24 protein-coding genes are annotated in these 21271 nt (G+C 57.8%); 17 read left to right on the forward strand and 7 right to left on the reverse strand.

From position 1 onward, the window contains the following. Positions 1-62: 62 nt before the first annotated feature. The 5 genes from iolB (at position 63) to ACTHXA_RS04415 (ending at position 4646) form a co-directional block, all read left to right on the forward strand. Positions 63-908 (forward strand): 5-deoxy-glucuronate isomerase, encoded by an 846-nt coding sequence (iolB, locus tag ACTHXA_RS04395; RefSeq protein ID WP_441669747.1) that lies wholly within the window; start codon positions 63-65, stop codon positions 906-908. Between the two features lie 34 nt (positions 909-942). Continuing rightward, positions 943-2823 carry a 3D-(3,5/4)-trihydroxycyclohexane-1,2-dione acylhydrolase (decyclizing) gene (iolD, locus tag ACTHXA_RS04400; protein ID WP_441669749.1) on the forward strand — a complete coding sequence of 627 codons (1881 nt, stop codon included), beginning with the start codon at positions 943-945 and terminating at the stop codon, positions 2821-2823. A gap of 165 nt (positions 2824-2988) precedes the next feature. Further along, on the forward strand, positions 2989-3450 hold the full coding sequence (locus tag ACTHXA_RS04405; protein ID WP_441669751.1) for a PIG-L deacetylase family protein: 462 nt from the start codon (positions 2989-2991) through the stop codon (positions 3448-3450). Between the two features lie 42 nt (positions 3451-3492). Then, on the forward strand, positions 3493-3732 hold the full coding sequence (locus ACTHXA_RS04410; RefSeq protein ID WP_441669753.1) for a hypothetical protein: 240 nt from the start codon (positions 3493-3495) through the stop codon (positions 3730-3732). An 86-nt stretch (positions 3733-3818) separates the two neighbouring features. Next, entirely contained in the window at positions 3819-4646 is an 828-nt protein-coding gene (locus tag ACTHXA_RS04415; RefSeq protein ID WP_441669755.1) for an alpha/beta fold hydrolase, read from the forward strand. Positions 4647-4705: 59 nt separating this feature from the next. Here the strand turns inward: ACTHXA_RS04415 and ACTHXA_RS04420 are convergent, their stop codons facing one another. Together ACTHXA_RS04420 and ACTHXA_RS04425 are read right to left on the reverse strand one after the other, a co-directional pair. Beyond that, positions 4706-5719 (reverse strand): DUF1700 domain-containing protein, encoded by a 1014-nt coding sequence (locus ACTHXA_RS04420; RefSeq protein ID WP_441669757.1) that lies wholly within the window; start codon positions 5717-5719, stop codon positions 4706-4708. Further along, the gene (locus tag ACTHXA_RS04425; protein ID WP_441669759.1) at positions 5716-6054 is read right to left on the reverse strand and encodes a PadR family transcriptional regulator; all 339 of its coding nucleotides are present in this window, start codon (positions 6052-6054) and stop codon (positions 5716-5718) included. The genes ACTHXA_RS04420 and ACTHXA_RS04425 overlap by 4 nt, the downstream gene beginning before the upstream one ends. A gap of 403 nt (positions 6055-6457) precedes the next feature. Between ACTHXA_RS04425 and ACTHXA_RS04430 the strand changes: the two genes are divergently transcribed. Next, positions 6458-7456, forward strand: a complete 999-nt coding sequence (locus ACTHXA_RS04430) for a DUF2510 domain-containing protein (RefSeq protein WP_441669761.1) — start codon at positions 6458-6460, stop codon at positions 7454-7456. 240 nt (positions 7457-7696) lie between these two features. On the opposite strand, the gene ACTHXA_RS04435 is transcribed toward ACTHXA_RS04430, so the two are convergent. From ACTHXA_RS04435 to ACTHXA_RS04445, 3 genes are read right to left on the reverse strand one after another with little or no spacing between them, the layout of a single operon-like run. Continuing rightward, positions 7697-8407 (reverse strand): DUF6320 domain-containing protein, encoded by a 711-nt coding sequence (locus ACTHXA_RS04435; protein ID WP_441669763.1) that lies wholly within the window; start codon positions 8405-8407, stop codon positions 7697-7699. Between the two features lie 26 nt (positions 8408-8433). After that, positions 8434-9924, reverse strand: coding sequence for an alcohol acetyltransferase (locus tag ACTHXA_RS04440; RefSeq protein ID WP_441669765.1), 1491 nt, complete (start codon positions 9922-9924; stop codon positions 8434-8436). Next, entirely contained in the window at positions 9921-10901 is a 981-nt protein-coding gene (locus ACTHXA_RS04445; RefSeq protein ID WP_441669767.1) for an alpha/beta hydrolase, read from the reverse strand. The genes ACTHXA_RS04440 and ACTHXA_RS04445 overlap by 4 nt, the downstream gene beginning before the upstream one ends. A gap of 281 nt (positions 10902-11182) precedes the next feature. Here ACTHXA_RS04445 and ACTHXA_RS04450 point away from each other — a divergent pair, with 281 nt between their 5' ends. The 3 genes from ACTHXA_RS04450 (at position 11183) to ACTHXA_RS04460 (ending at position 13076) form a co-directional block, all read left to right on the forward strand. Further along, positions 11183-11440: a type II toxin-antitoxin system Phd/YefM family antitoxin gene (locus ACTHXA_RS04450; RefSeq protein WP_441669769.1), complete on the forward strand. Its 258-nt coding sequence runs from the start codon at positions 11183-11185 to the stop codon at positions 11438-11440. Continuing rightward, the gene (locus tag ACTHXA_RS04455) at positions 11437-11703 is read left to right on the forward strand and encodes a Txe/YoeB family addiction module toxin (RefSeq protein ID WP_441669771.1); all 267 of its coding nucleotides are present in this window, start codon (positions 11437-11439) and stop codon (positions 11701-11703) included. Before ACTHXA_RS04450 ends, ACTHXA_RS04455 begins: the two co-directional genes overlap by 4 nt. Before the next feature lie 398 nt (positions 11704-12101). Next, entirely contained in the window at positions 12102-13076 is a 975-nt protein-coding gene (locus ACTHXA_RS04460) for a D-2-hydroxyacid dehydrogenase (protein ID WP_441669773.1), read from the forward strand. A gap of 5 nt (positions 13077-13081) precedes the next feature. Here the strand turns inward: ACTHXA_RS04460 and ACTHXA_RS04465 are convergent, their stop codons facing one another. Further along, the gene (locus ACTHXA_RS04465) at positions 13082-14065 is read right to left on the reverse strand and encodes an Lrp/AsnC family transcriptional regulator (RefSeq protein WP_441669775.1); all 984 of its coding nucleotides are present in this window, start codon (positions 14063-14065) and stop codon (positions 13082-13084) included. A 177-nt stretch (positions 14066-14242) separates the two neighbouring features. Here ACTHXA_RS04465 and ACTHXA_RS04470 point away from each other — a divergent pair, with 177 nt between their 5' ends. The 8 genes from ACTHXA_RS04470 (at position 14243) to ACTHXA_RS04505 (ending at position 20899) form a co-directional block, all read left to right on the forward strand. Beyond that, positions 14243-15115 (forward strand): substrate-binding periplasmic protein, encoded by an 873-nt coding sequence (locus ACTHXA_RS04470; protein ID WP_441669777.1) that lies wholly within the window; start codon positions 14243-14245, stop codon positions 15113-15115. Between the two features lie 26 nt (positions 15116-15141). Then, positions 15142-15909 carry an amino acid ABC transporter ATP-binding protein gene (locus ACTHXA_RS04475; protein WP_441669779.1) on the forward strand — a complete coding sequence of 256 codons (768 nt, stop codon included), beginning with the start codon at positions 15142-15144 and terminating at the stop codon, positions 15907-15909. Next, positions 15906-16562, forward strand: coding sequence for an amino acid ABC transporter permease (locus ACTHXA_RS04480; RefSeq protein WP_441669781.1), 657 nt, complete (start codon positions 15906-15908; stop codon positions 16560-16562). The genes ACTHXA_RS04475 and ACTHXA_RS04480 overlap by 4 nt, the downstream gene beginning before the upstream one ends. After that, a complete protein-coding gene (locus ACTHXA_RS04485) occupies positions 16559-17209 on the forward strand; it encodes an amino acid ABC transporter permease (protein WP_441669783.1) in 651 nt (216 codons plus the stop codon). The genes ACTHXA_RS04480 and ACTHXA_RS04485 overlap by 4 nt, the downstream gene beginning before the upstream one ends. 92 nt (positions 17210-17301) lie before the next feature. Further along, positions 17302-18501: an FAD-dependent oxidoreductase gene (locus tag ACTHXA_RS04490; RefSeq protein WP_441669785.1), complete on the forward strand. Its 1200-nt coding sequence runs from the start codon at positions 17302-17304 to the stop codon at positions 18499-18501. A gap of 32 nt (positions 18502-18533) precedes the next feature. Then, positions 18534-19214 carry an HAD-IA family hydrolase gene (locus tag ACTHXA_RS04495; RefSeq protein ID WP_441669787.1) on the forward strand — a complete coding sequence of 227 codons (681 nt, stop codon included), beginning with the start codon at positions 18534-18536 and terminating at the stop codon, positions 19212-19214. 211 nt (positions 19215-19425) lie between these two features. Next, positions 19426-19674: a type II toxin-antitoxin system Phd/YefM family antitoxin gene (locus ACTHXA_RS04500; RefSeq protein WP_441669789.1), complete on the forward strand. Its 249-nt coding sequence runs from the start codon at positions 19426-19428 to the stop codon at positions 19672-19674. Positions 19675-19726: 52 nt separating this feature from the next. After that, the gene (locus ACTHXA_RS04505) at positions 19727-20899 is read left to right on the forward strand and encodes a winged helix DNA-binding domain-containing protein (RefSeq protein WP_441669791.1); all 1173 of its coding nucleotides are present in this window, start codon (positions 19727-19729) and stop codon (positions 20897-20899) included. A 49-nt stretch (positions 20900-20948) separates the two neighbouring features. On the opposite strand, the gene ACTHXA_RS04510 is transcribed toward ACTHXA_RS04505, so the two are convergent. Beyond that, positions 20949-21269, reverse strand: coding sequence for a type II toxin-antitoxin system PemK/MazF family toxin (locus ACTHXA_RS04510; RefSeq protein ID WP_441669793.1), 321 nt, complete (start codon positions 21267-21269; stop codon positions 20949-20951). Positions 21270-21271: the final 2 nt, after the last annotated feature.

Genomic DNA, 21271 nt, shown 5'->3' on the forward strand with positions numbered 1-21271 from the left:
GATAGACGATGAGTCCATCCCGTGGTGCGTTTCTCGAGACTTGTTTTTATGGAGAGGACGCAATGACGCAGCCAAAGATTATCGCCGCCGAGAACTGGACCAAAGTCACCCCCGAAGATGCCGGATGGCAGTTCTCCGGGCTTGAAATTGCCAAGCTCACCTCGGGCGAGGAACTCTCGTTCCCCGCGAACACCGAAGAGCGTGCAATCGTGCCACTTTCCGGCAAGGTGACCGTCGAGGTTGCGGGTGAGACCTACGAAATTGGTGGCCGCGCATCCGTATTCGACGGTCTCGGCTATACGCTCTACGTCCCCCGCGATACCGAGGTGCGCATCCAGTCGGTCGACGATGCTGAGGTGGCGATCGCCTCATCCTTCGCCGAGAAACAATACGACGTCCGTCTCGTGACCCCGGACGACCTCAGCGTGGAAAGCCGCGGTGGCGGCAACGCATCCCGACAGGTCTCTACGCCAATTCCGCCCGATTTCCCGGCTGACCGGTTGCTTGTGGTCGAGGTGTGGACTCCCGGTGGGAACTGGTCGAGCTACCCGCCGCACAAGCACGAGGTCGACCGCGAAGGCGAGGCCCAGCTTGAAGAGATTTACTACTACCGCCTGCGTGACCAGGAGAACGGCTGGGCGTTGCAGCGCGCCTACTCGCCCGAGCGCGACTTTGACCTGACCGAAACCGTGCGTGACGGTGATGTCTGCTTGCTGCCGTGGGCTTACCACACCACGGTCGCGGCGCACGGTCACGACCTGTACTACCTCAATGTCCTCGCGGGTGGCGCCGAGGGGCGCACTCTGCAGGCGCTTCAGGACCCGGCACTTGCCGACACACAGCACGACTGGGCAACCGCTCAGGCAGACGAGCGTGTGCCGTTCGTGCCTCGATACCCCGAACACTAATCAACACAGCGAAACACGAAAGGGTGGTTGCGGTATGACGTCGACGTCTTATCCAACTGTGCGGCTGACCGTCGGCCAAGCAATTATCAAGTTCCTCCAGGCTCAGTACGTGGAGCGCGATGGCGAAACCCAGCGCTTCTTCGGCGGCGGTTTCGGGATCTTCGGACACGGCAACGTCGGTGGCCTCGGCCAGGCAATGCTCGAGTACGAAGAGGACTTCCCGTACTACCAGGGCCGCAGCGAGCAGGGCATGGTGCACATCGGTATTGGCTACGCGAAGGTGCGCAACCGTCTCGGTGCGCTCGCGGTGAGCACCTCGATTGGCCCGGGCGCGACCAACATGGTCACCGGTGCCGGTACTGCTTCGGTCAACCACCTTCCCGTGCTGCTCTTTCCCTCGGATGTCTTTGCGAACCGTGCGACCGGTGCGGTGCTGCAGCAGCAGGAGATGCCCTATGCCATGGACGTCACCGCGAATGACTCCTTCCGTGCCGTCTCGCGCTACTTCGACCGCATCTGGCGTCCCGAGCAGCTTGCTTCGGCGCTCCTCGAAGCGATGCGGGTGCTCACCAGCCCGGCCGACACCGGTGCGGTGACGATCGCGCTGCCGCAGGATGTTCAGGCGGAGGCCTATGACTTCCCCGAAGACCTCTTCCGTGACCGCGTGTGGCATGTTCCGCGAAACCGCGCCGACCGTGCCGCGATCAAGCGCGCCGCGGACGTGATCCGTGCCGCGAAGCGCGCGGTCATCATCTCCGGTGGTGGCGTGATTTACTCGGAGGCTTCCGAACAACTCGTGCGCTTTGCCGAATCGACCGGTATCGGTGTCGGCGTCACGCAGGCAGGCAAGGCCTCGTTCCCACACGAGCACGAACTCGCACTCGGCGCGCTCGGCGCCAGCGGCACGAAGTTCGCGAACGCGGCGGCACAGGAGGCCGACGTGGTGATCGGTATCGGTACGCGATACACGGACTTCACCACCGCATCCAACACCCTCTTCCAGAACCCGGACGTGAAGTTCGTCAACATCAACGTTGCGGAGATCGACGCGTACAAGGAAGCGGCGACGGCGCTGATCGGTGACGCACAGGTCACGATCGATGAGCTCCTCGAAGAACTCGGCGACTGGTCGATTGAGCAGGGCGCACGTGACAAGGCGGTGGAGCTTGCTTCGGGCTGGCGCGAAGAGAACGACCGCATCATTGCGCTCGATGACTCGCCGACGCTCTCGCAGGCGCAGATGCTTGGCATTCTCAACGCGGCCGCAGGCGAGCGTGATGTGGTGGTGAACGCTGCCGGTTCAATGCCCGGTGACCTGCACCGTCTGTGGCGCCCCGGCAGTACCAAGGGTTACGACATTGAATACGGCAACTCGTGCATGGGCTACGAGATTCCCGGTGCGATCGGTAACGCGATGGGCGACTCCTCGCGTCACGTCTTCGGGCTGATCGGTGACGGTACCTTCCTGATGCTCTCGAGCGAGCTGCTCACCGCGGTGCAGGAGAAGCTGAAGCTGACGATCGTGATCGTGAACAACTACGGCTACGGTTCGATCGGTGCGCTTTCGGAGACCGTTGGTTCGCAGGCGTTTGGTACCCGCTTCAATGAGCGTGGCGATAGTGGCGTGACCCACGACGGTCCTCGACTCGAGGTTGACTTCGCGCAGAACGCGGAGAGCTATGGCGCGAAGGTCTGGAAGTCGAACACAGCTGAGACCTTCGCCGCGGCACTCGAAGAAGCCAAGGCTTACGAGGGTACGAGTGTGGTGTACGTCGAGGTTGACTCGCAGGCGCGCTTCGGCGGCTCGGGCGCATGGTGGGAGGTGGCAGTTCCGGAGGTTTCGGAACTCGAATCGACCATCGAAGCTCGGAAGGCCTACGACGAGCACAAGAAGGGCCAGCGCCTCTACCTCTAGGTAGCGCCTCCTTTCTTCACAAGATCGGTCAGGGCGTGCTGGAAGTCCGTATGGACCCCAGCATTCCCTGACCGATTTGTTTTGTTGGTCTGATCGCTGTCGACTTTTGGTGCGGATTCTCTTGCGGCCTCGATAGGGTTCCGTATTGACGAGAGGAACATCGCAATGACGCTTGAAACACTGGACTGGAACGAGTGGCAGCGCGTGCTCGTGGTGGTCGCGCACCCGGATGACGCCGAATACGGACTCTCGGCGGCGGTGAGCCAATGGACGCGGAACGGCGTCGAGGTCTCGTATTTGTTGCTCACCAGTGGCGAAGCAGGGATGCAGCGGCCGCCAGAAGAAGTCGGCCCCATTCGCGCGCAGGAACAGCGTGAGGCCTGTGAGACGGTTGGGGTAGCCGACCTCAGCATCCTGAATCACCCGGACGGCAATCTCGTATACGGGCTCGACCTGTGGCGCGACATTGCGCAGAAGGTGCGAGAGTTCCGTCCAGATGTCGTGATCACCGCGAACTACGACCTCGAAGCCTACGGCGGGCTCAACCAAGCTGACCACCGCGCCGCGGGGCTGGCCGCGATTGACGGCGCGCGGGATGCCTCCAATCGCTGGATCTTTCGTGAGTAAATCGGCGCGGGCCTCGAGCCCTGGGAAATCAAGCTGCTACTCGTGGCCGGTTCCGAACACGCAACGCACGCGGTCGAAGTGGATGCGGCTGCGGAGGCTGCCGCGGTCCGGTCGCTCGAGTGCCATCGCGAGTATCTCGCGGACCTGCCCTGGCACCCGAAGCCAGTCGACTTCATCCCGAAAATTCTGGAAGGCACCGGTATCGAAGCTGGTGTCGAGCGTGCGGTCTCGTTCCGGGCATTCGATTTGGGTGGGGCGCTTAAGGCTGACCAGGTTGAATAGGGCAGACGAGCCGGTCGCGGAATAACCGCCCGCGGCCTCAGGTTGGGATACGTTGAAGTGACCCGATCTGAAAGGCACGACTCGCAATGTCTCAGCAGCAATCCTCGTTCCACATCGCCACCCATCAGATTGGGTCGGGACGTGATCGGGTCGTCTTCTTCCACGGCCTTATGGGGCGAGGCAAGAACTTTACGACCGCGGCAAAAGGGCTCGCGGAATCCCACACGAGCCTGATGGTGGACCTGCCGAACCATGGTGAATCGGACTGGACCGAGCGCTTCGATTACGTCGAGCAAGCAGAGTTGGTCGCAGCGGAGCTTTCGCGAAACTTTGCCTCGGAAGGTCCGGTGAACCTGGTCGGTCACTCGATGGGCGGGAAGCTGGCGATGACCCTCGCGGTACGGCATCCCGAACTGATTTCGCGGCTTGTGATCGTGGACATGGGGCCGAGTAAAGGTCAGGCACCCGACCGCAGCAAAGGTACGGACTTCACGCACCTCCTCGGCAGTTTGAAGGCGCTTGATCTCGCACAGGTGAGCAGCCGCGGCGAGGCGTACGAGATACTGGCAGAGCCCATCCCGAGTCGGGTAGTGCGTGGCTTCCTGCTGCAAAACCTTGTGCGTGGCGATGACGGGTTCACATGGCAGCCGAATCTTGACCTGCTGCTGGAGTCGCTGCCGGTCATCGGTGGCGAACCCGAATATGGCGATGGCTCGTTTGGCGGCCCGATGCTGTGGATGGGTGGCGCCAAGTCGGACTATGTTCGCGAGGAAGATGCGCCGCTCATGAAGCGACTCTTCCCGCAGATGAATAAGGTGATGATCAAGGGCGCGGGGCACTGGGTGCACTCGGAACAGCCGGAGATCTTCCTCGAGGTGCTGCAGTATTTCTTGGCGAATACCGAGGCGGCGTAGCGACGAAGCCGTTGACTTGGTGATGCAGGGCCGCTGGAAGGTGGTCTTGCCGGTCCAATTTACGAGGGGAGTAGTCGTGGGTGGCTCGGATGCGGTTTGTCCGGCTGCGCTCGACCGTTTCCGGGAGCCACGCGATTGGCGACGAAACTACTGAGACCGGTGACAAGCCACAGTCCGCCGCCCCACCACACGGCGAGCACGAGGATCCCCGCGTCAAAGATCGCGAGTGCCATGAGCGCGACGCCAAGGGTGGCGACGAGAAGATCGATGAATTTCACACGCAGCGCGAAGAGGATGCCAAGTAGGACAACGAGTGTCGCGAGGATCCAGAAGGGCAAGGCCGGGTCCATGAAGGTGCCGGTGATGGCACCAATAATCGCAAGTGTCGGAGGCAAGACGATGAGTACACCGCCAACGATCCGCCAACTGCGGCCAGCCACGGCTGATTTGCCGCGTCGAATCCACCGTGGCACCAGTACCGCGGCCCACATGAGCAGGGTGAGCGGTACGTAAAAGCCGCCAATCGAGAAGCCAGCGAAGACCGAAATCACAGTCATCACGACAGCATTCGCGAGTGCGACTGCGCCACGGAACTTCGGGATGAACACCAATGGCAGGAATGCCAGCAACGCGGGAAAGAGTGGCAGCAGCGCGATGCCGATCCCGAACTGATCGAACAGGCTGGTTGCGGTTTGGATTGTTGAGCCCGTTCCCTCACTCGACATTCCGACTTCTTCGATAGCGAAAGAGGGCAGGATGAATGAGACGAGTATTGCGGTAATGATCGCCAGTGCGAGCGAGGCGAAGTGCAGGGTCCGAGCGGCTTTATCGGCAGAGTCGAGGGTGGTCGGGGCAGAATCTGCACCGAGTTGCTCCCGAGCGTCTCGAGCGACCTCCTCGGGGGAGCCGAGCGCGGTGAGGATCTCCCTTATTTCGCGTCCCTCTTCGACTGCATCGACGATATGTGCGCGTACGTCATCGAGGATGGTCTGGCGCGAGGCTTTCGGCACGCCTTGCAGCTGTGCCTTGAGTGCATTCAAGTATTGCCGCGTTGCGGGGTCGTCTTGGCTCATGATTCTTCCTCTAGCAGTGCGCCGACCTGTGGCGCGATTGTGGACCACACCTCCGCAAACACGCGGAGTTGGCGGTGTCCCTCATCGGTGAGGGTGTAGTAACGGCGGGCTCGGCCGGTGTCCGGAGTATCCCAGCGCGTGGCTACGCTGCCGGAATTACGCATGCGAGTGAGCAGCGGGTACAGGCTGCCTTCGCTTGCGGTGAGGTGGCGCTCGACGAGTTGGTTTGCGAGCTCCAGCCCGTACATTTCGCGCTGCGAAAGCAGTGCCAGCACGCAGTACTCGAGCACACCCTTGCGGATGTTGGTGGCGATGCGTTCTTCGTCGAACTCCATGCTTCACATCATATCTTGTGACACAAGGCTTGTATAGCAAGTGTTAATGGTTGATGAAGAACTGCACGCATTGGAGTTCTTGCATCGGTAAGGCTCACTGGAATCAACGGACCAGCGCCAGCGGTGGTCAGGCCATTCGAGTCCAAGAGTGCTTTTTAGAAGATGCGTTCGTCCGATTCTGACCAGGAAACTACGTGATGAGAGACACTCCGAAGTGTGGAATGAGCAGGTGCGCTGTGGCGGAATTAGCACCCCCAGACTCGATGGAGTTGCAATTTAATGCGGGACTTAAATTGCGGAAGTGGATCAAAGATGACGCCATTACTCCAAGTTGATTCTCAGCTAAAATCAATCTGTCGATGGATAAGAGTGTCCATCCGCTTGGTTAAAGAACAGGAATGACATGACGGAAACTCCGCCGGCGGGCTGGTACCCAGCACCTCACGCCAATAACGAATCGCGATACTGGGACGGCCAACGATGGACTGATCCGATGATGCCGCCGCCTCCGGTTCATCCCAATCAGTTCTCACCCGACGGAAACACACAGACTCTTGTTGCTCCGGCCCAAGGACCGACCCCACATCGCTCTGGCTCTAATGGTCTGGCAATCGCGGCTCTAATTGTTGGAATTATTGCCTTTCTTTTAGGACTGGTACCGCTCCTGGGTCTCCTAGTCGCGGTTGCTGCAATTGCACTCGGCATAGTTGCGCTTGTTAAGCACCAGTCGAAACCAATGGCGATTATTGGTGTGGTGCTTGGTGGAATTGCACTTATCTCGAACCTCATGTTTATGGCGTCGTTCACCTCGAACGATGAAGACGAGCAGCCAGTGGCTGAACCCCAAATCGTCGAAGACCAGGACGAAGTTGAGGATACGGCGGAGAACGTACCAGCTGACGAAGTAGCGGACGAAGCTGACGAAGTAGTGGTGGAAGAACCCGAGGTTGAAGAGGAAGAACCTGTTGTTTCTGCCGAAGCAGGCACAATTGACGCGCCTTACACGCAACCATACACCGCAACTGGACCGTTTGGCGGAGAGAAATACAGCCTGACGGCGAGTATTTTCGACTCGAATGCAAACGACCTTGTCTATGAATGGAACATGTTCAACAGCGAGGCGCCAGCCGGATACAAATATGTTGTGGTTGAGTACACGATGACCGGCATCGATCCCGACGGAGTGGAACCATCCTTGGCAAGTTGGGATCTGGAACTTGCAACCGCAGAAGGGAATCAATATTCCGAGGAATGGGTAGTGCTGGGAGATGGAATGTCATCATTCTCAGACGGTCCTACGCTGTACCCAGGATCAGAATTCACCGGGTACGGAGTCTACATTGTTCCGGAAAGTGCGGAAGAATTCATGGTTTATGACAACGGAAACTATGTTTCGTTCTAGCTAGGACGCGGGCACACCAGCCGGGAGCGTCAGTTAGGATCACCGATTTCGCGACTGAGATCGGTGATCCCCTGCATAGCTCGGAATAGCGTTCTCGCGGAGACCGCGAATAAAGGTAGCGACTGGCGGAGTTTTTGAGCAGTAAGCGATTAGTCCATACTTCCACGAGCGCCATTAATCCCAACTGGTCCACTGCTGCGGTGTTCGCAATGTCGTGTGTGCGCGCACCTCTTCGTAGCCCTACAGATGAAACCGCTTCCCGAGCTCATGCCCGATCGACCGCCCGCGAATCACCTGCACCAGCACGATCACGATCACGCTCACCGCAATGCAGATGAAGGATGGCCACGGGTTATTTACCCAACCGAATACGAGGAAGGCGATCGGGGCGAGCCCGAGCAACCCGGTCAGCCCGCTATACACAATGTGGTCGCCGACCTCGATACGCATAAGCCGCACGGTGATCAACAGGCCCACAGCCGCGGCGGCACAGACAATGGGCACTGCATAGGTCAGCGCCCAGCCATTCCAGCCGCTGAGGTAATCCCAGTACACGCAGATCAACCCGATCAAGAGCACTAGATACACGGTGCTTTTCGCCACGTTGTGTCGCTTGCGAACCGCCATTAGCACCACGAGCCACATGGCAGTCACACCAAGCCAAATCGATCGAGCGATTCCGAGGTCGCCGATGTCATGACCGAAAAAGAGTTGTACCGAGAAGGATGCGAGGATCACGCCGAGCGAAGTGAGAAACAGCGTCTTCAATACGCGACGCCTCGAAAACGTGAGCGGAATAGCCGGTAGGGGACTCGGCGTTGCCTCGCCGGTAACGGCTGCGCCGCACAGTGGGCAGCGCATCCACGCACCTTCGATCGCGATATCGCAGTCAGCGCAGCGTCTCGGGTTACCTCGACTTGTCGTGTCGCGACCCGGCGTATCCGGGCTCATTGGACCTGAGCTCATTGCATCCGGGCTCATCCCACCAGCTCCGTGACTTCTTCCTCGGTGGCGGGCGCAGCGGCCACACTCACTTCGATCCCCGCTTCGGTGAGGTGGCGGGCAAACTCCCGAATATGATCGGTCTCGCAAAACGGCGAGGAGAAGCTAATCGTGAGGAGCCCACCGTGGCTCATCGCGCAGAACTGTGGCCGGACCGCGGTGACGTGGAAGTACAGCCGCCGCACTCGCGATTCGGCCGGTTCCGGTAGTGTCACCCGGCCCAGATTCGACACGGCGACGGTCAGACCGCGATTATTGCCCCAGTTGACCAGCCTTAAGATGAGGTCTTTGAAGGGCCTGGGAATGATCCGCAGCACCGGGAGTTTCTCGAGGCGAATGAGCTGTCGCAGCTTCGTTTCGAGTGCCTCGGGGGTGGCCTTCGGTCGGAATTGGGCTTCAAGCTGTCGCGCGATGGCGCCGAGATCGCCCTCGCCTTCGATTTCGCTGTCGCCATACCGGTAATCCACTCGGACCGTCGCGAAGAAATTTCGAGCCGAGGTGGACTCGAAAAACTGCCGCAAGTTGACCGGCACCGAGGCAGAAAGCGTACGCGCCTTGCCCAGACCATCCGAGGCCTTTCGAATGGACTCAAAAAACAGCGCGGTGAGATACATCGTCATCGACACGCCTTCCGCGCGCGCGAGGTCGAGGACACTCTTCGCATCCATTGTCAGTTCGACGGCACGCGTGCGGTTATCGGGCGTACGCGTGCCCCGCACACGATAGACCTTCCTGTCGGAACGATCGAGCTGGCTCCGGAGTCGTTGCCGCAGGTTGAGCGGCGGCTTGGGTTCGTCGGCGGTTTCGAGCGAATCCTCGGTTGCCGGTGCCGCAGCCTCGTCAAAATCCGATTCCGGTAGCGATCGCTCGTTACGAGGGCGGCGGCGAAAGTGGTGCGCGAAACTGTCGGGCACCAAACCCCGGGTCTGTTCCGGAGTCTCCTCCGGTTCGGTCAGCGGACCCAGCGACTCGACCTGCGCATCCGAGCTCGCCCCGATGTCGCTTGTTTCCGCATTCGAGTGTCCCGGTTCGGGGTAGCGCAGTCGCGTATATGCGGTCACGAGATCGGAGACAAACCACAGTGCCCCGGTGCCATCGGAAAGTGCGTGGAAGATCTCGAGGATGATCCGCTGTCGGTGATAGAGGATGCGGAAGAGCAGATTGATGCGATCGGCCTGATAAATCGGGGAACAGGTGTAGCGTTCGTCGGGCTCGACCGCGGGGCGAAGATCGCTGTCCTGCAGGTAATACCAAAAGATTCCGCGCCGCAGCACCGCGTGATAGAGCGGAAACCGGTCGTAGGTCTCATCCAAGGCCTGTTGCAACAGCACCGGATCGACCTCGTGATCGGTCTCCACGCTCATCCGAAAGACTTTTGGGTCGGCGTCGGTGCGGGCAGCGAGAAAGATATTGGATGCGTTGTCGAGCCGCACCCAGTGACGTCGCGTGGTGATCGGTCCGTTCACGAGCGCTGCTCCGGAGCGGGGAAGTCGACTGCGCCGGTACGGTCGGGCGCAAAACCCTCATCGAGGAACGCGTTAATCACCTCGTACGCGTCTCGCATTTGCCGTGAAAATCGCGGCAGCTGTATGAAGCCGTGGAGCGCCTCCGGGACGCGGTGAACCTGAACCGCATTACCCGCATCCGCCAGCGCTTCGCCGTAGGCCTCACCCTCGTCGCGCAAGAGATCCCAATCGGCGGTCACCACCAGCGTTTTTGGCTGGTTCGCGAGGTCGGTCGACTCAAGCGGTGAGACCAGCGGATCCTGACGCTTTTCTGCATCCGGAACGTAGAGATCGAAGTAATCGTCGACTTCGGCGTTCGTGAGGCGGAGATCCTCACCGTGCTCGCGGACCGAATCAAAGGGCGAGGTCTCGGGGTCGTGGTCCCAGTGCGTCACCGGATACAGCAGGATTTGCCGGTCGACGCCGTGATGGCTCTCGTCGCGCAGTTTAAGCGAGACTGCTGCCGCGAGGTTTCCGCCAGCAGAGTCCCCAATCAGCACTAGGTTTCGGACGTCCTTGAGTCCCGCGCGTTCCGGTTCGTTCAGAAGCCGCTTCGTGAGGCTGTAGCAGTCGTCAAGTCCCGCCGGAAACGGGTATTCGGGCGCGAGCCGGTAGTTTACGGATGCGACGGTGCAGCCGGTGAGATCGGCCATCGCGACGCAGGCGGCGGTATAGGTATCGATGTCTCCGGTCACCCAGCCACCGCCGTGGAAGAACAGTAGGACATCGTCCCCGCGGCGATCCGCCGGTTGAAAAATTCGCACCGAGATCTGCCGACCGCCAATGATCTCGGCGGTCTGTCGGTAGGAGTTGCGGTGCCGCGCACGGCCTATGGACGCGACCCAACGCTGGAAGCGCCTGACCTTGCCGTAGTCCTCGCGCATATTGATTCTCGGCGCGGCAAACAGGCTCAGTACCGCTCGGAAGAACCAGTTCATCGGCGAGGGACTGCGTCAGCGGAGGGGGAGTGCATGCTCACTAGCGTAGAGGGGACGGACTATAGATTTGGTGGCCGTCAAAGGTGAGTCTGTGAGCTTGCCAGTCGGAGCATCCGCGTTGGCCTCCGAATATTCGGCCTGCTTGTTCGTACATAGTGTTTCTGCGTATGCAACTTTCCGGTGGCCCGATTTTTCTTGGCTACGGCGTTCCTCTTTTGTAAAGCAGTCCTCGACACTCAAGATGGCTCAGCGTACAATTACTTGTACGGAAGGGGCATCAAGTGAAAACAATGAGTTATAGCGAATCACGGCGTCGGTACGCAGAAGTGCTCGACTCCGTTGTCGACGATCGCGAAGAAATCGTGATCACACGGTCTGGGCGAGAACCGGCAGTGATTCTTTCGCTGGATGAATATCAATCATTGAAGGAAACGGCCTATTTGATGCGGTCACCAGCGAATGCACGACGACTATTGGAAGCCATCGATCGCCTGGAGTCCGACCAAGGTGAGGTGCATGACCTCGTAGATCCAGAATGACCGTCCGGCTTGTTTGGGATCGCAATGCGTGGGAAGACTACCTGTGGTGGCAGACGCAGGATCGAAAGATTCTGAAGCGAATTAACGCGCTCATTGAAGACATTGTCCGTAACGGCAACGAAGGCATTGGAAAGCCGGAGCCGCTGAAACATGAATTTTCTGGGTACTGGTCAAGGCGCATTACTGACGAACACCGGATTGTCTATCGCGCGACCAACGATGAAGTGCGAATTGCCGCGTGCCGATTTCATTATGGTCGATAGTGCCTAGATTGACGACCCCAAAAAGCCAGGCCGGTTAGCCACGCCACGTCATACACTCGCATCCATGACTGACGACACCGTCTCCCTCTCTCACGAACAAGTCCTCCGCTACCGGTGGCGGGCATCCGGCCTTGATGCGGAACAGGCTCAATATCGCCCGGAAGAACCCGCTCATCGGTGAAAGGTTGCGTCAGCGAAGAGGGAATGCCTACTCACTGGGTAGAGATCGACTCCTTCGCGACTCTGATATTGCTCAGGTCGGATCTCTGTTTTACAGTTAGACAGTGGCAGGCTTCACTATTGCGATAGTTGAGGGGAGTGACAGAGCAGTCGGGTGCAGGTCTCTCGCACGAGGCATTTGTCGCATTTATTCCCATGCCGATACCAAGGAGTCGTGGTTGAACACTCGAGTGATTGTCGCCGTTGCAGATCGAGAAACCATCCCGCCTGAACTGGCCCGACTGAGTGATGTGTCGACACCCGTATACGTGTCGTCGCCCGCAGAGTATGAACGCTTGCGAGGTGATGCCGGCATCCTGCTGGTCTGGGATCTTCAAACATCGATAGTGCGCGCTTGCGGCCCCGAGGGGCTCGAATGGATCCATACCAACAGCATTGGTGTCAACGCGGTCGCGACGCCCGAAGTGGGTACCGCGAACATTCCAGTTACTAATACGCGCGGGATCTTTGAGCAGCCAATGGCTGAATTTGTGTTGGCGAGCATCCTATATTGGGCCAAGCGGTTCGACCGTTCGCTCGCGAACCAGCGGCAGCGAGTGTGGAGTCAGCGCCCCGTGTCACGGCTCGAAGGTAGAAGAGCGGTAGTCATCGGTGCGGGAGGAGTTGGGCGCAACATAGCCAGGCTCTTGACTGCGGTCAATATGGATGTCGCAGTCGTGGGACGCACTCCAAGAACTGTTCGGAACTCCGATGGTGGGCAGACGCATATTTATGGCGTTGAATCGCTCCCAGACCTCTTGACGACGGCCGATGATGTCGTTCTCGCAGTGCCGCTCACGAGTGCGACGCAAAAAATGATTGGCCCGGCCGAGCTTGCGGCCATGAAACCCGGTGCCCATCTTGTCAATGTCGGCCGAGGTCCTTTGATTGACGAACTCGCCCTCATCGATGCACTCGAGGCGGGCCGGCTTGGTTTTGCCACGCTCGACGTGTTTGACGAGGAACCACTTCCACAAGACAGCGCGCTCTGGGGATTGAGCAACGTCCTTGTGTCACCTCACCAGTCCGCTGACGTTGCGGGTTGGCGAGATGAAGCGCTCGATCTCTTCATTGCGAACCTGCGGCGTTGGGAAGCTGGTGAATCACTGGAGAACCTTGTTGATACAAAGCAGTTTCTCCTGAGTGGTGAATGAACTTGCTAGGTGCCGCTGTCGCCAAAAAGCCAGTCGGGCCCGGCCACATCGGTATAAACCCCGTCAGTCAGGGTGTTCCATACTCGCTTGTACGTATCGGATTCCAAGAGGATTTCGAAATCGCGTACTCCAGGGAGTTTTCCGAGCACGTCCGTCATGAACGTATAGGTGTCGGCGTGTCGGGAGAGGACGAACTGACCGAGCAGATTATTGCTGCCGGTGGTGGCGAAGACAGTCTTGGAAGAGGGGAGTTCAGCGAGGGTGGTTGCGGCAGAAACAAGGGTGGCTGGGTCGACGTCGATGAGCACCCAAAAAATTGTCTCGAAGCCCAGGACTTGGGGCTCAACGAGGACGCGTAGCGAGATGATTTCTTGCGTGAGCATTTCATCCACAGCCTTGCGGACGGTGTTCTCCGACTTATTCAGCGCTTTTGTGAGCGTGGCGTACGACGTTCGTCCGTCGCTGAGGAGCAAACTGAGGATGTTGGTCTGATCCGCGGTCAGCGTCACAGGAGCACTCGGCCCTTTTGCCTGAATTACGCGCGCCGCATTTGGTAGCCAATCCTGGCCGGAGGTGTATGTATGCGCCACGACAAAACTCTCAGACGTCACATCGAAACGCTGCGAAATATCGGTGAGAATGGCCTGCAAGTTGGAAAGTGACCGAGGCACGATTTCAGCCAAGGCGTGGGCCGACCCGACCGTGGATGCGAGAAAGCGCACGTGTGGATGGTGTTTGAGATGCTCGATGAATTCCGGGCGTAGCGCATCTCGGCCGAAGTATTTCACGATGACAGGTGGTCCGTAGCCGAGCCTCGATACGTCGGTCCTGCCAATGACTCGGATGAGGCCCCGTTCAAAAAGGGACTCGAATCGTCGGCGCACGGTGCTGGTCGAGCTGCCAATTTCGGTCGCAATCTTGGACCACGACGACCGGCCATCTACGTGCAACGCTGCAAGGATCTGGTGATCTAACTCATCTAGCCACATGGTCAAATCCTAATCAAAGATCGGGAAAAACCTACCTGATTATCAATATTTTACGAAAAAAAGGCGAAACACCTCAAAAAAGTGGCTTGACATGAACAATTGCGGGTGCTTATCTAGGAGTCACCAAAGCATGTTCGGCGAATCAACGATGATTCTGACCAGAATTGAGGACCTTCAATGGGTATCACTCCTAGAACCAAGAACAACCGGTCAAGGCTTCTTGCTGTCGGTAGCGGCCTCGCTGCCTTCACCCTGATGCTGACAGGCTGCTCGGCCGGGGGAGGCGGAGCCTCCAGCGTTGCGGATGACTGTGAGCCGGTCGCTGAGGTGGAGACCATGACCGAAGGTAAACTCACCGCACTTGTCGTCGAGCACCCGCCGTTCATCACCACGGAAGGCAATACCCTCTCGGGCGTTGAAGGCGAGTTGCTGAATCACATCGCCGCGCAATTGTGCTTAGAGATGGACTACCAGGTGACTTCCTTCGCCGGCGCGATCGAGGGTTTGCAGAACAACCGTGCCGACCTCAGCTCGAGTAACTGGACGGTCAATGACGAACGTCGGGACCTGTTCGAAGTCAGCGAGCCGATGTATCAGAGCACCATGGGCATCGTCACGAAGGGCGAGGACTGGAATACCGTCGAGGATTTAGCTGATAAGAAGATCGGCACCCCACAGGGTTACCTCTGGAATGAACAACTCTATGACGTATTTGGCGACAATGTCACCGAGTATCAATCCGACGTTGCGGTGATTGATGACATTAAGGCTGGGCGAATCGACGTGGGGATCGTGAACAATCACGCGAACTCCTGGCGACTCACGCAGGATCAATACTCGGAACTCTCGTTGACCACGATGGAACCCTCTGACCAGTTGCCCCACACGCAGCAGGAAGCACTTGCTGTGGTTCTGGTCGAGAAAGGCAATGTCGAGCTAAAGGACGGCGTGAACATCGCACTGACCGACTTCATTGATTCGGGTGAGTTCCAATCGCAGTTTGAGGCCTATGGGCTTGACCCACAGTGGATCTACTCACCAGAAGGCTAAGCAAGTAGAGAGGAGCGACGAATCCCATGGACGACGCCCAGAACCAAGTACTGCTCCGTGCTGACAATATCCAAAAGACCTACGGCGAAAACGAAGTCCTGAAGGGACTTTCGCTGGATGTGCACAGCGGTGAAGTAATCGCCTTGATTGGACCGAGTGGTGCGGGAAAGAGCACTTTTCTCCGCTGCCTCAACTACCTCGAGCGACCGACAAACGGTCAGCTCATCTTGAATGGGCAGCCCGTATTCAAAGATCCGCTCAACCCGACAAAAGAAGAACTGATCCAGTTACGCCGGCGGGTTGGCATGGTGTTTCAGAGCTTCAATTTGTTTCCCCATCTGAGTGTGCTCAAGAATATTGTGTTGGCGCAAAAACTCAACGGGAAACGGAGCGGACCAGAAGCGGAGGTGGTCGCGCGAAACCTGCTTGAGAAGGTCGGACTACCGGATAAAGCGGATGCGAAGCCTTCCGAATGCTCAGGTGGTCAACAGCAGCGAATCGCGATCGCTCGAGCGCTCGCATTAGATCCGGAAGTAATGCTCTTTGATGAGCCTACGTCCGCACTTGATCCAGAAATCGCTGACGGTGTGCTTAAGGTCATGCGAGATCTGGCCGATACCGGAATGACCATGATTGTTGTAACTCACGAAATGAAGTTTGCGGAGCGAGTTGCGGACCGAGTGATGTTGCTTGACCGGGGCCTGATTCTTGAGGAGGGCCCGCCTGAGCAGCTCTTCAAGAACCCGAAGGAGGAACGCACGAAGTCCTTCTTGCAGGCGGTGCTCAATAGATGAACAATCTCAGTCTTGGTGATCTCTTCACGAATATCGGGGCTGGGCTTGGTATCACGATAATTTTAACGGTGGTTTCGTTTGTTGTCGGAGCTATTGTCGCCGTGCCCTTGGCACTGTCCCGTACATCCAAATTCTTACCGCTTCGGTGGTTGGCAGTTGGAATAATCGATATTTGCCGCGGTGTGCCGCCACTTGTGTGGTTGCTTATCATCTACTACGGCATCAGCCCCATACTGGCGTTGGAACCGCTCCCCGCAGCACTCATTGGGCTAAGTCTCATCTCAGCCGCATACCTGGCGGAGAACTTTCGCGCGGGTATCGACAATGTGAGCCGAGGTCAGCGGGAGGCCGCGGCTGCCTTGGGATTGACTCCAACGAATCAGTTCTGGCGAATAGTGGCGCCCCAGGCGGTGAACATCGCACTTCCACCTTCAGCCTCATACGCAGTGAGCCTCCTCAAAGACAGCGCCAAAGCATCGATCATTGGTGTTGCAGACATTATCTTTATGGCACAACTTGAAGTGTCACGAGGAGCCTCTGCGGTATTTGTCTTCTCAATTGCCGCGGTGCTCTATTTGATCGTGGGAATTCCGCTGTCCTATTTCTCGCGTTTTGTTGATGCAAAAGTCCGCTCAAAGGTGGTGACCGTATGATCTTCGAACGATGGGCCGAATGGTTCCCGAAGCTGATGGAGGGTCTCGGCGTTTCGCTTGCACTTACAGGGTGTGTGATCTTGGTCGGACTTCCATTTGGCTTGCTCTTTGCTGTACTGAGTGTTGGCAAGTTCGTGTGGATTCGCCGCATCATGATTGCCTTTATTGAAGTATGTCGAGGTATTCCGCTGCTTGCGGTAATTTACTTGTTCTACTTCGGCCTGCCGGACGCGGGAATTACGATGACGGCATTCGCAACGATGGTGTTGGCTCACGGGCTGAATCTCTCGGCATACTCGAGTGAGGTATTCCGAGCTGGTATTTTGCACGTTCCTAAGGGGCAAACAGAAGCATTCGCGAGTCTTGGAATTACGCCAACAAGAGGATTCTTCCACATCGTGTTGCCGCAAGCGCTACGCGCGGTGCTCGGTCCGCTGACATCATTGCTCATTATGGTGTTCCAGTCCAGCTCCCTTGCGTTTGCAATTGGTGTTGGCGAGTTGACCAGTAATTCCTTCTCAATCGGGGCAATGACATTTCAATATTTCAATGTGTTGGTGCTGGCGGGGATAATCTACGCCGTAATCTGTATCGTTTCATCACGAATCGTGGCTAACGTGGAACACAAACTCAAAGTTGACCGGTAGCGAGTAGCCTTAATCGTAAAGACCGTTCGGTAAATACTGATAGCGCTGGAATTGCGCGCTACTTGAAGACTGCGTTTTGGAGAGAGTAGAGAATGAAAGTTGCTGTAATAGGGCTCGGTGCTATTGGCGCGCAAGTGCTGTGGGCTTTGAGTAAACGGGCAGGTATCGAAGTTCACGGGTTTGAAAGCGGCTATATCGGGCATCCATTTGCTGGAGCCGGCGGTGAGAGTCGACTCTTTCGAAATCTCGAGCTCACCACTGAGGGTTACATGCCCTTGGTTTTGCGCGCAGGTCAGCTCTGGGATGAACTTGAGACTATAAGCGGTCGAAAAATGCGCGACAAGTCAGGCGCCCTCCTCATCGGTCGCCAGGGCGATTCGCAGCTCGGTCACGCCGCACAAATGGCGAGTAAATGGGACCTCGATCACCAGTCATTCGAGGCCACAGAATTGCGTGAACGATTCCCGCAATTCAATATTCGAAATGATCAAATGGGTATCTGGGACAGCACGGCGGGTGTGATCTATCCCGAGCGGAGTATCGTCGCGGCAGTTCAAGAGGCGGTGCGATCGGGAGCCACCGTCAATGAATTCAGTGCGATAAGCAGCATCGAGGAGGATTCCTCTGGAGCAAGAATTATCTCGCAATCAGGCGCTCGGCAAACATTTGATCGAGTCGTGGTGGCATGTGGCGGCTGGACAACAAAAGTCATCCCCGGGCTCTCGGACTGGATTGTCACTCGGAGGCTCACCTCAGCGTGGTTCGTAGGAAAGGCCGACGGCTACCTGACCAGGCTGCCGCCTTTTATGCAGGTAGCCCCGAGCTATTGCTATGGCATTCCCACTCGGGGTGGCGAATTGGTCAAACTCGGCCTCGGGTTCAACGACCATCTCCCAACGGGTGATCCGGATGAAGTTCCGCGACACCTCGATCACCGCGAGGCGGGGGAGCAGCGTAAAAAGTTCTCCTGGATCGTGCGTGACTTCCTCCCGGGTATCGACCCAAACCCAGTTCGCATGAACACATATGTTGAGAGCTATACGCGCTCGATGCATGAATACCTCGCGCTCGCACCAGAGCATAAAAATACGATTGTACTCGGTGGTTTCTCTGGACACGGATTCAAGATAGCGCCCGCCGTCGGGCAAATTGGGGCAGATCTCGTCGTCGATGGAACTACCGACTTTGACCTCAGTTTTCTCCGAAACGTCGAACCCGTCTTCGACATCACAAATGCCAACACTGGCGAAACCACTTTCAACGCAATTGTCGCTTCAAGCGGCGGCAAATAATCCTCTAAACACCACACCAGATAGGAACACTAATGACAAACAACACACCAATCGCAACGTTTGACTGCTATCGAACCCTCATCGATTTCGACCTCAATCGACTGGCCTTGCCGATTGTGAAAGATCGCCTCGATGAAGTTGGAGTAGACCACGACGTCTTTCTCGATAACCTGCGTGTGATCCGCTTTCATGCCGTTGCGCAAGCTCCGTATCGTCGGTACCAGGATCTCGTGCGTTCGACTCTCGAGAACACGATGTTATTGCACGGGGCAGCATACGAAGATGCGTTCGGCGATCAGTTAGTCGAGGAAGCGAAGGACTTTCCAGTCTTCCCCGAAGTGCCAGAAGCGTTGAACAAAATGAAGGAAAAAGGTGTACAGCTCGCGATCATCTCCAACTCGGATCGCGACTTCATTACGCATCACGTCGACACTATTGGAGTCGAGTTCGACTATGTCCTAACAGCGGAAGATGCCGGATGGTTCAAGCCACGACCGGGCGCATTTGAACACCTGTTCAAGACCATTGACCGTGACCCGAACTTGATCACCCACGTGGCACAGGGATGGGAGTACGACATCATGCCCGCAAAGAAGTATGGTGTCCGACGTATTTGGGTAAACCGATATGGCTTGCCCGGTAGCGACTTTTACCAGCCCTATCACGAGATTTCGAACCTCACGCCGCTACCTGACTTCTGGGAGTCCAACTAGAAGCGATTTAGATTTAAGTTTCAAGATCGTGCAATTGGGTGGAAGGTCATTATCTGACGCTTCCACCCAATTGTTGTCTAGGGCGCCATATCGAGAATCTCGCGATCGCTGTCCTCAGAGCGTGATCTCAGTACCCTCGCGCACCGGAAGAACTGAGCCACCATCGACCATCACAGCCAGCGTGCGATTTCTTGTACGGAAGGGGTGTCAGATGAAAACAATGAGTTATAGCGAATCACGGCTTCGGTACGCAGAAGTGCTCGACTCAGTCGTTGACGATCGCGAAGAAATCGTGATCACGCGGGCTGGTCGAGAACCGTCGGTGATTCTTTCGCTGGATGAACATCAATCGTTGAAGGAAACGGCCTACTTAATGCGGTCGCCAGCGAATGCGCGACGACTCTTGGAGGCCATCGATCACTTGGAATCGGACCAATGCGAGGTGCATGACCTCGATTGATAAGCCCCAATAATCAGGCTGACTCGCCTCGCCACACCGTACACTCGCATCCATGACTGACGACGCCGTCACGCTCTCACGCGAACAAGTCCTCCGCTACCGGTGGCGGGCAGCCGGCCTTGATGCGGAACCAGACGCGGCCACTGTTACCGAGCTCGCGAGCCTTGACCTCGGCATCCAAGACGGTGCGAATGCGGCGGGCGTCATCGCGCTCGTGAATCGAGGCGTTGCAACGGCAGAGGCGATCAGGGTGACCTCCGGATTCAGCGAAGAGCTCGCACTGACCTGGACAGTTCGCGGCGCACCGCACTTTCTGCGTCGTGCAGACGTGTCCGACGTGCAGGTCGCGGTGTCGCCGTACTCCGAGAAGGATGGGCGCAAACGCATCCTGGCGGCGGCAAAGGACCTGCAGGCCGCCGGGATCGACGCTCTCGACGGAATGCGGATCTTTGCTGAAGCGATGCACGATGCGGTGCCGCCGCGCGGCAAGTCGCTCTCGAAGGGCGAGCTGTCCGAGGCGCTGCACGAGCAGCTACCCGACCCCTATCAAGTTGACTGCCGACCCTGTCAGGCAACCCATCCGCATGAGCAGTTGTTCCGTCTTTCGGCGTTGCACTCTGGCCTCGAACTCGAACCCGGACAAAAACCACCGAACCTGCGCCGCGTACCGAACCTGCCGCGTCGAAAGCCCGGACCGGCTATCGACCCGCTCCGCGCATCCACTCACCTGCAGGTGATTCGTGCTTACCTGCACCTCCTGGGTCCGGCAACGCCGCGCGAGGTGGCTGCCTATCTCGAGACCAATGTTGGCGAGATCAAGCCGCATTGGCCCGCGGACGCGCGCGAGGTTGACGTCGATGGCCAGCGCGCATCCGTACTCGAAGATGACCTGCCCATGCTGGCGAACGCTGCCGAAGCGGATGCGCCGCAGCTGCGCCTGCTGAGCGGGTTTGATCTCGTGTTGGCGGCGAAGGATCGCGAGCTGCTGGTGCCGGATGCAGGCCGCCGCAAGGAGCTGTGGCCGGTGCTCGGTCGACCGGGTGTTGTCGCCGTTGATGGCGAACTGATCGGAGTCTGGCGACCGAAATCTACGAAAGACCGCCTCACGATTCGCGCGGAGTTATGGCGGTCGGATGCGAAGCTCAAGAAGGCGATTGAGGCACAGGCTGAGCGCATTGCCGCGGCTAGGGAACAGCCCCTTAGAGCCGTAGATTTTTCGGACTGAGAATGTAGCTGTTGGTCGCGATGCCGTGACGGTCTCACTCGGAGCTTGCCTATGGTTGCATGCCGAGTGCAGCCCGAAGTCCAGATTCGACTGCACGCATTGCGGCGGGTGAAAGCCCACCGACGTCCTTGATTGGCTCGTCCTCGTACATCGTGGTGAGCGAGTCACACCTGACCCAGCCGGTGAGGATTTCACCGGTCGGTAACGGGACGACGGAGTCCAACTCGGTGAATTTATTCGTGGAGGTAATGCGCACGGCGAGGGCATCACGAAATGCACGGTTACGCTGATTATTCGAAACAACCAGCCAATACTTGGGTTCGTCGGTCTCGAGCTTGGCCAGATAGATGCGACCGCGTCGAAGTTCCACCG

The sequence above is a fragment of the Gulosibacter sp. genome (genome assembly GCF_052090685.1).
Taxonomy (GTDB): Bacteria; Actinomycetota; Actinomycetes; order Actinomycetales; family Microbacteriaceae; genus Gulosibacter.

What these genes read in the sequence shown, in the direction of transcription:
- ACTHXA_RS04405 (WP_441669751.1), top strand. Translation starts at nt 2,989, where the DNA reads ATGACGCTTGAAACACTGGACTGGAACGAGTGGCAGCGCGTGCTCGTG.
- ACTHXA_RS04480 (WP_441669781.1), top strand. Translation starts at nt 15,906, where the DNA reads ATGAACAATCTCAGTCTTGGTGATCTCTTCACGAATATCGGGGCTGGG.
- iolB (WP_441669747.1), top strand. Translation starts at nt 63, where the DNA reads ATGACGCAGCCAAAGATTATCGCCGCCGAGAACTGGACCAAAGTCACC.
- ACTHXA_RS04465 (WP_441669775.1), bottom strand. Translation starts at nt 14,065, where the DNA reads ATGTGGCTAGATGAGTTAGATCACCAGATCCTTGCAGCGTTGCACGTA.
- ACTHXA_RS04485 (WP_441669783.1), top strand. Translation starts at nt 16,559, where the DNA reads ATGATCTTCGAACGATGGGCCGAATGGTTCCCGAAGCTGATGGAGGGT.
- ACTHXA_RS04495 (WP_441669787.1), top strand. Translation starts at nt 18,534, where the DNA reads ATGACAAACAACACACCAATCGCAACGTTTGACTGCTATCGAACCCTC.
- ACTHXA_RS04430 (WP_441669761.1), top strand. Translation starts at nt 6,458, where the DNA reads ATGACGGAAACTCCGCCGGCGGGCTGGTACCCAGCACCTCACGCCAAT.
- ACTHXA_RS04445 (WP_441669767.1), bottom strand. Translation starts at nt 10,901, where the DNA reads ATGAACTGGTTCTTCCGAGCGGTACTGAGCCTGTTTGCCGCGCCGAGA.
- ACTHXA_RS04415 (WP_441669755.1), top strand. Translation starts at nt 3,819, where the DNA reads ATGTCTCAGCAGCAATCCTCGTTCCACATCGCCACCCATCAGATTGGG.
- ACTHXA_RS04425 (WP_441669759.1), bottom strand. Translation starts at nt 6,054, where the DNA reads ATGGAGTTCGACGAAGAACGCATCGCCACCAACATCCGCAAGGGTGTG.
- ACTHXA_RS04490 (WP_441669785.1), top strand. Translation starts at nt 17,302, where the DNA reads ATGAAAGTTGCTGTAATAGGGCTCGGTGCTATTGGCGCGCAAGTGCTG.
- iolD (WP_441669749.1), top strand. Translation starts at nt 943, where the DNA reads ATGACGTCGACGTCTTATCCAACTGTGCGGCTGACCGTCGGCCAAGCA.
- ACTHXA_RS04505 (WP_441669791.1), top strand. Translation starts at nt 19,727, where the DNA reads ATGACTGACGACGCCGTCACGCTCTCACGCGAACAAGTCCTCCGCTAC.
- ACTHXA_RS04470 (WP_441669777.1), top strand. Translation starts at nt 14,243, where the DNA reads ATGGGTATCACTCCTAGAACCAAGAACAACCGGTCAAGGCTTCTTGCT.
- ACTHXA_RS04420 (WP_441669757.1), bottom strand. Translation starts at nt 5,719, where the DNA reads ATGAGCCAAGACGACCCCGCAACGCGGCAATACTTGAATGCACTCAAG.
- ACTHXA_RS04500 (WP_441669789.1), top strand. Translation starts at nt 19,426, where the DNA reads ATGAAAACAATGAGTTATAGCGAATCACGGCTTCGGTACGCAGAAGTG.
- ACTHXA_RS04475 (WP_441669779.1), top strand. Translation starts at nt 15,142, where the DNA reads ATGGACGACGCCCAGAACCAAGTACTGCTCCGTGCTGACAATATCCAA.
- ACTHXA_RS04435 (WP_441669763.1), bottom strand. Translation starts at nt 8,407, where the DNA reads ATGAGCCCGGATACGCCGGGTCGCGACACGACAAGTCGAGGTAACCCG.
- ACTHXA_RS04455 (WP_441669771.1), top strand. Translation starts at nt 11,437, where the DNA reads ATGACCGTCCGGCTTGTTTGGGATCGCAATGCGTGGGAAGACTACCTG.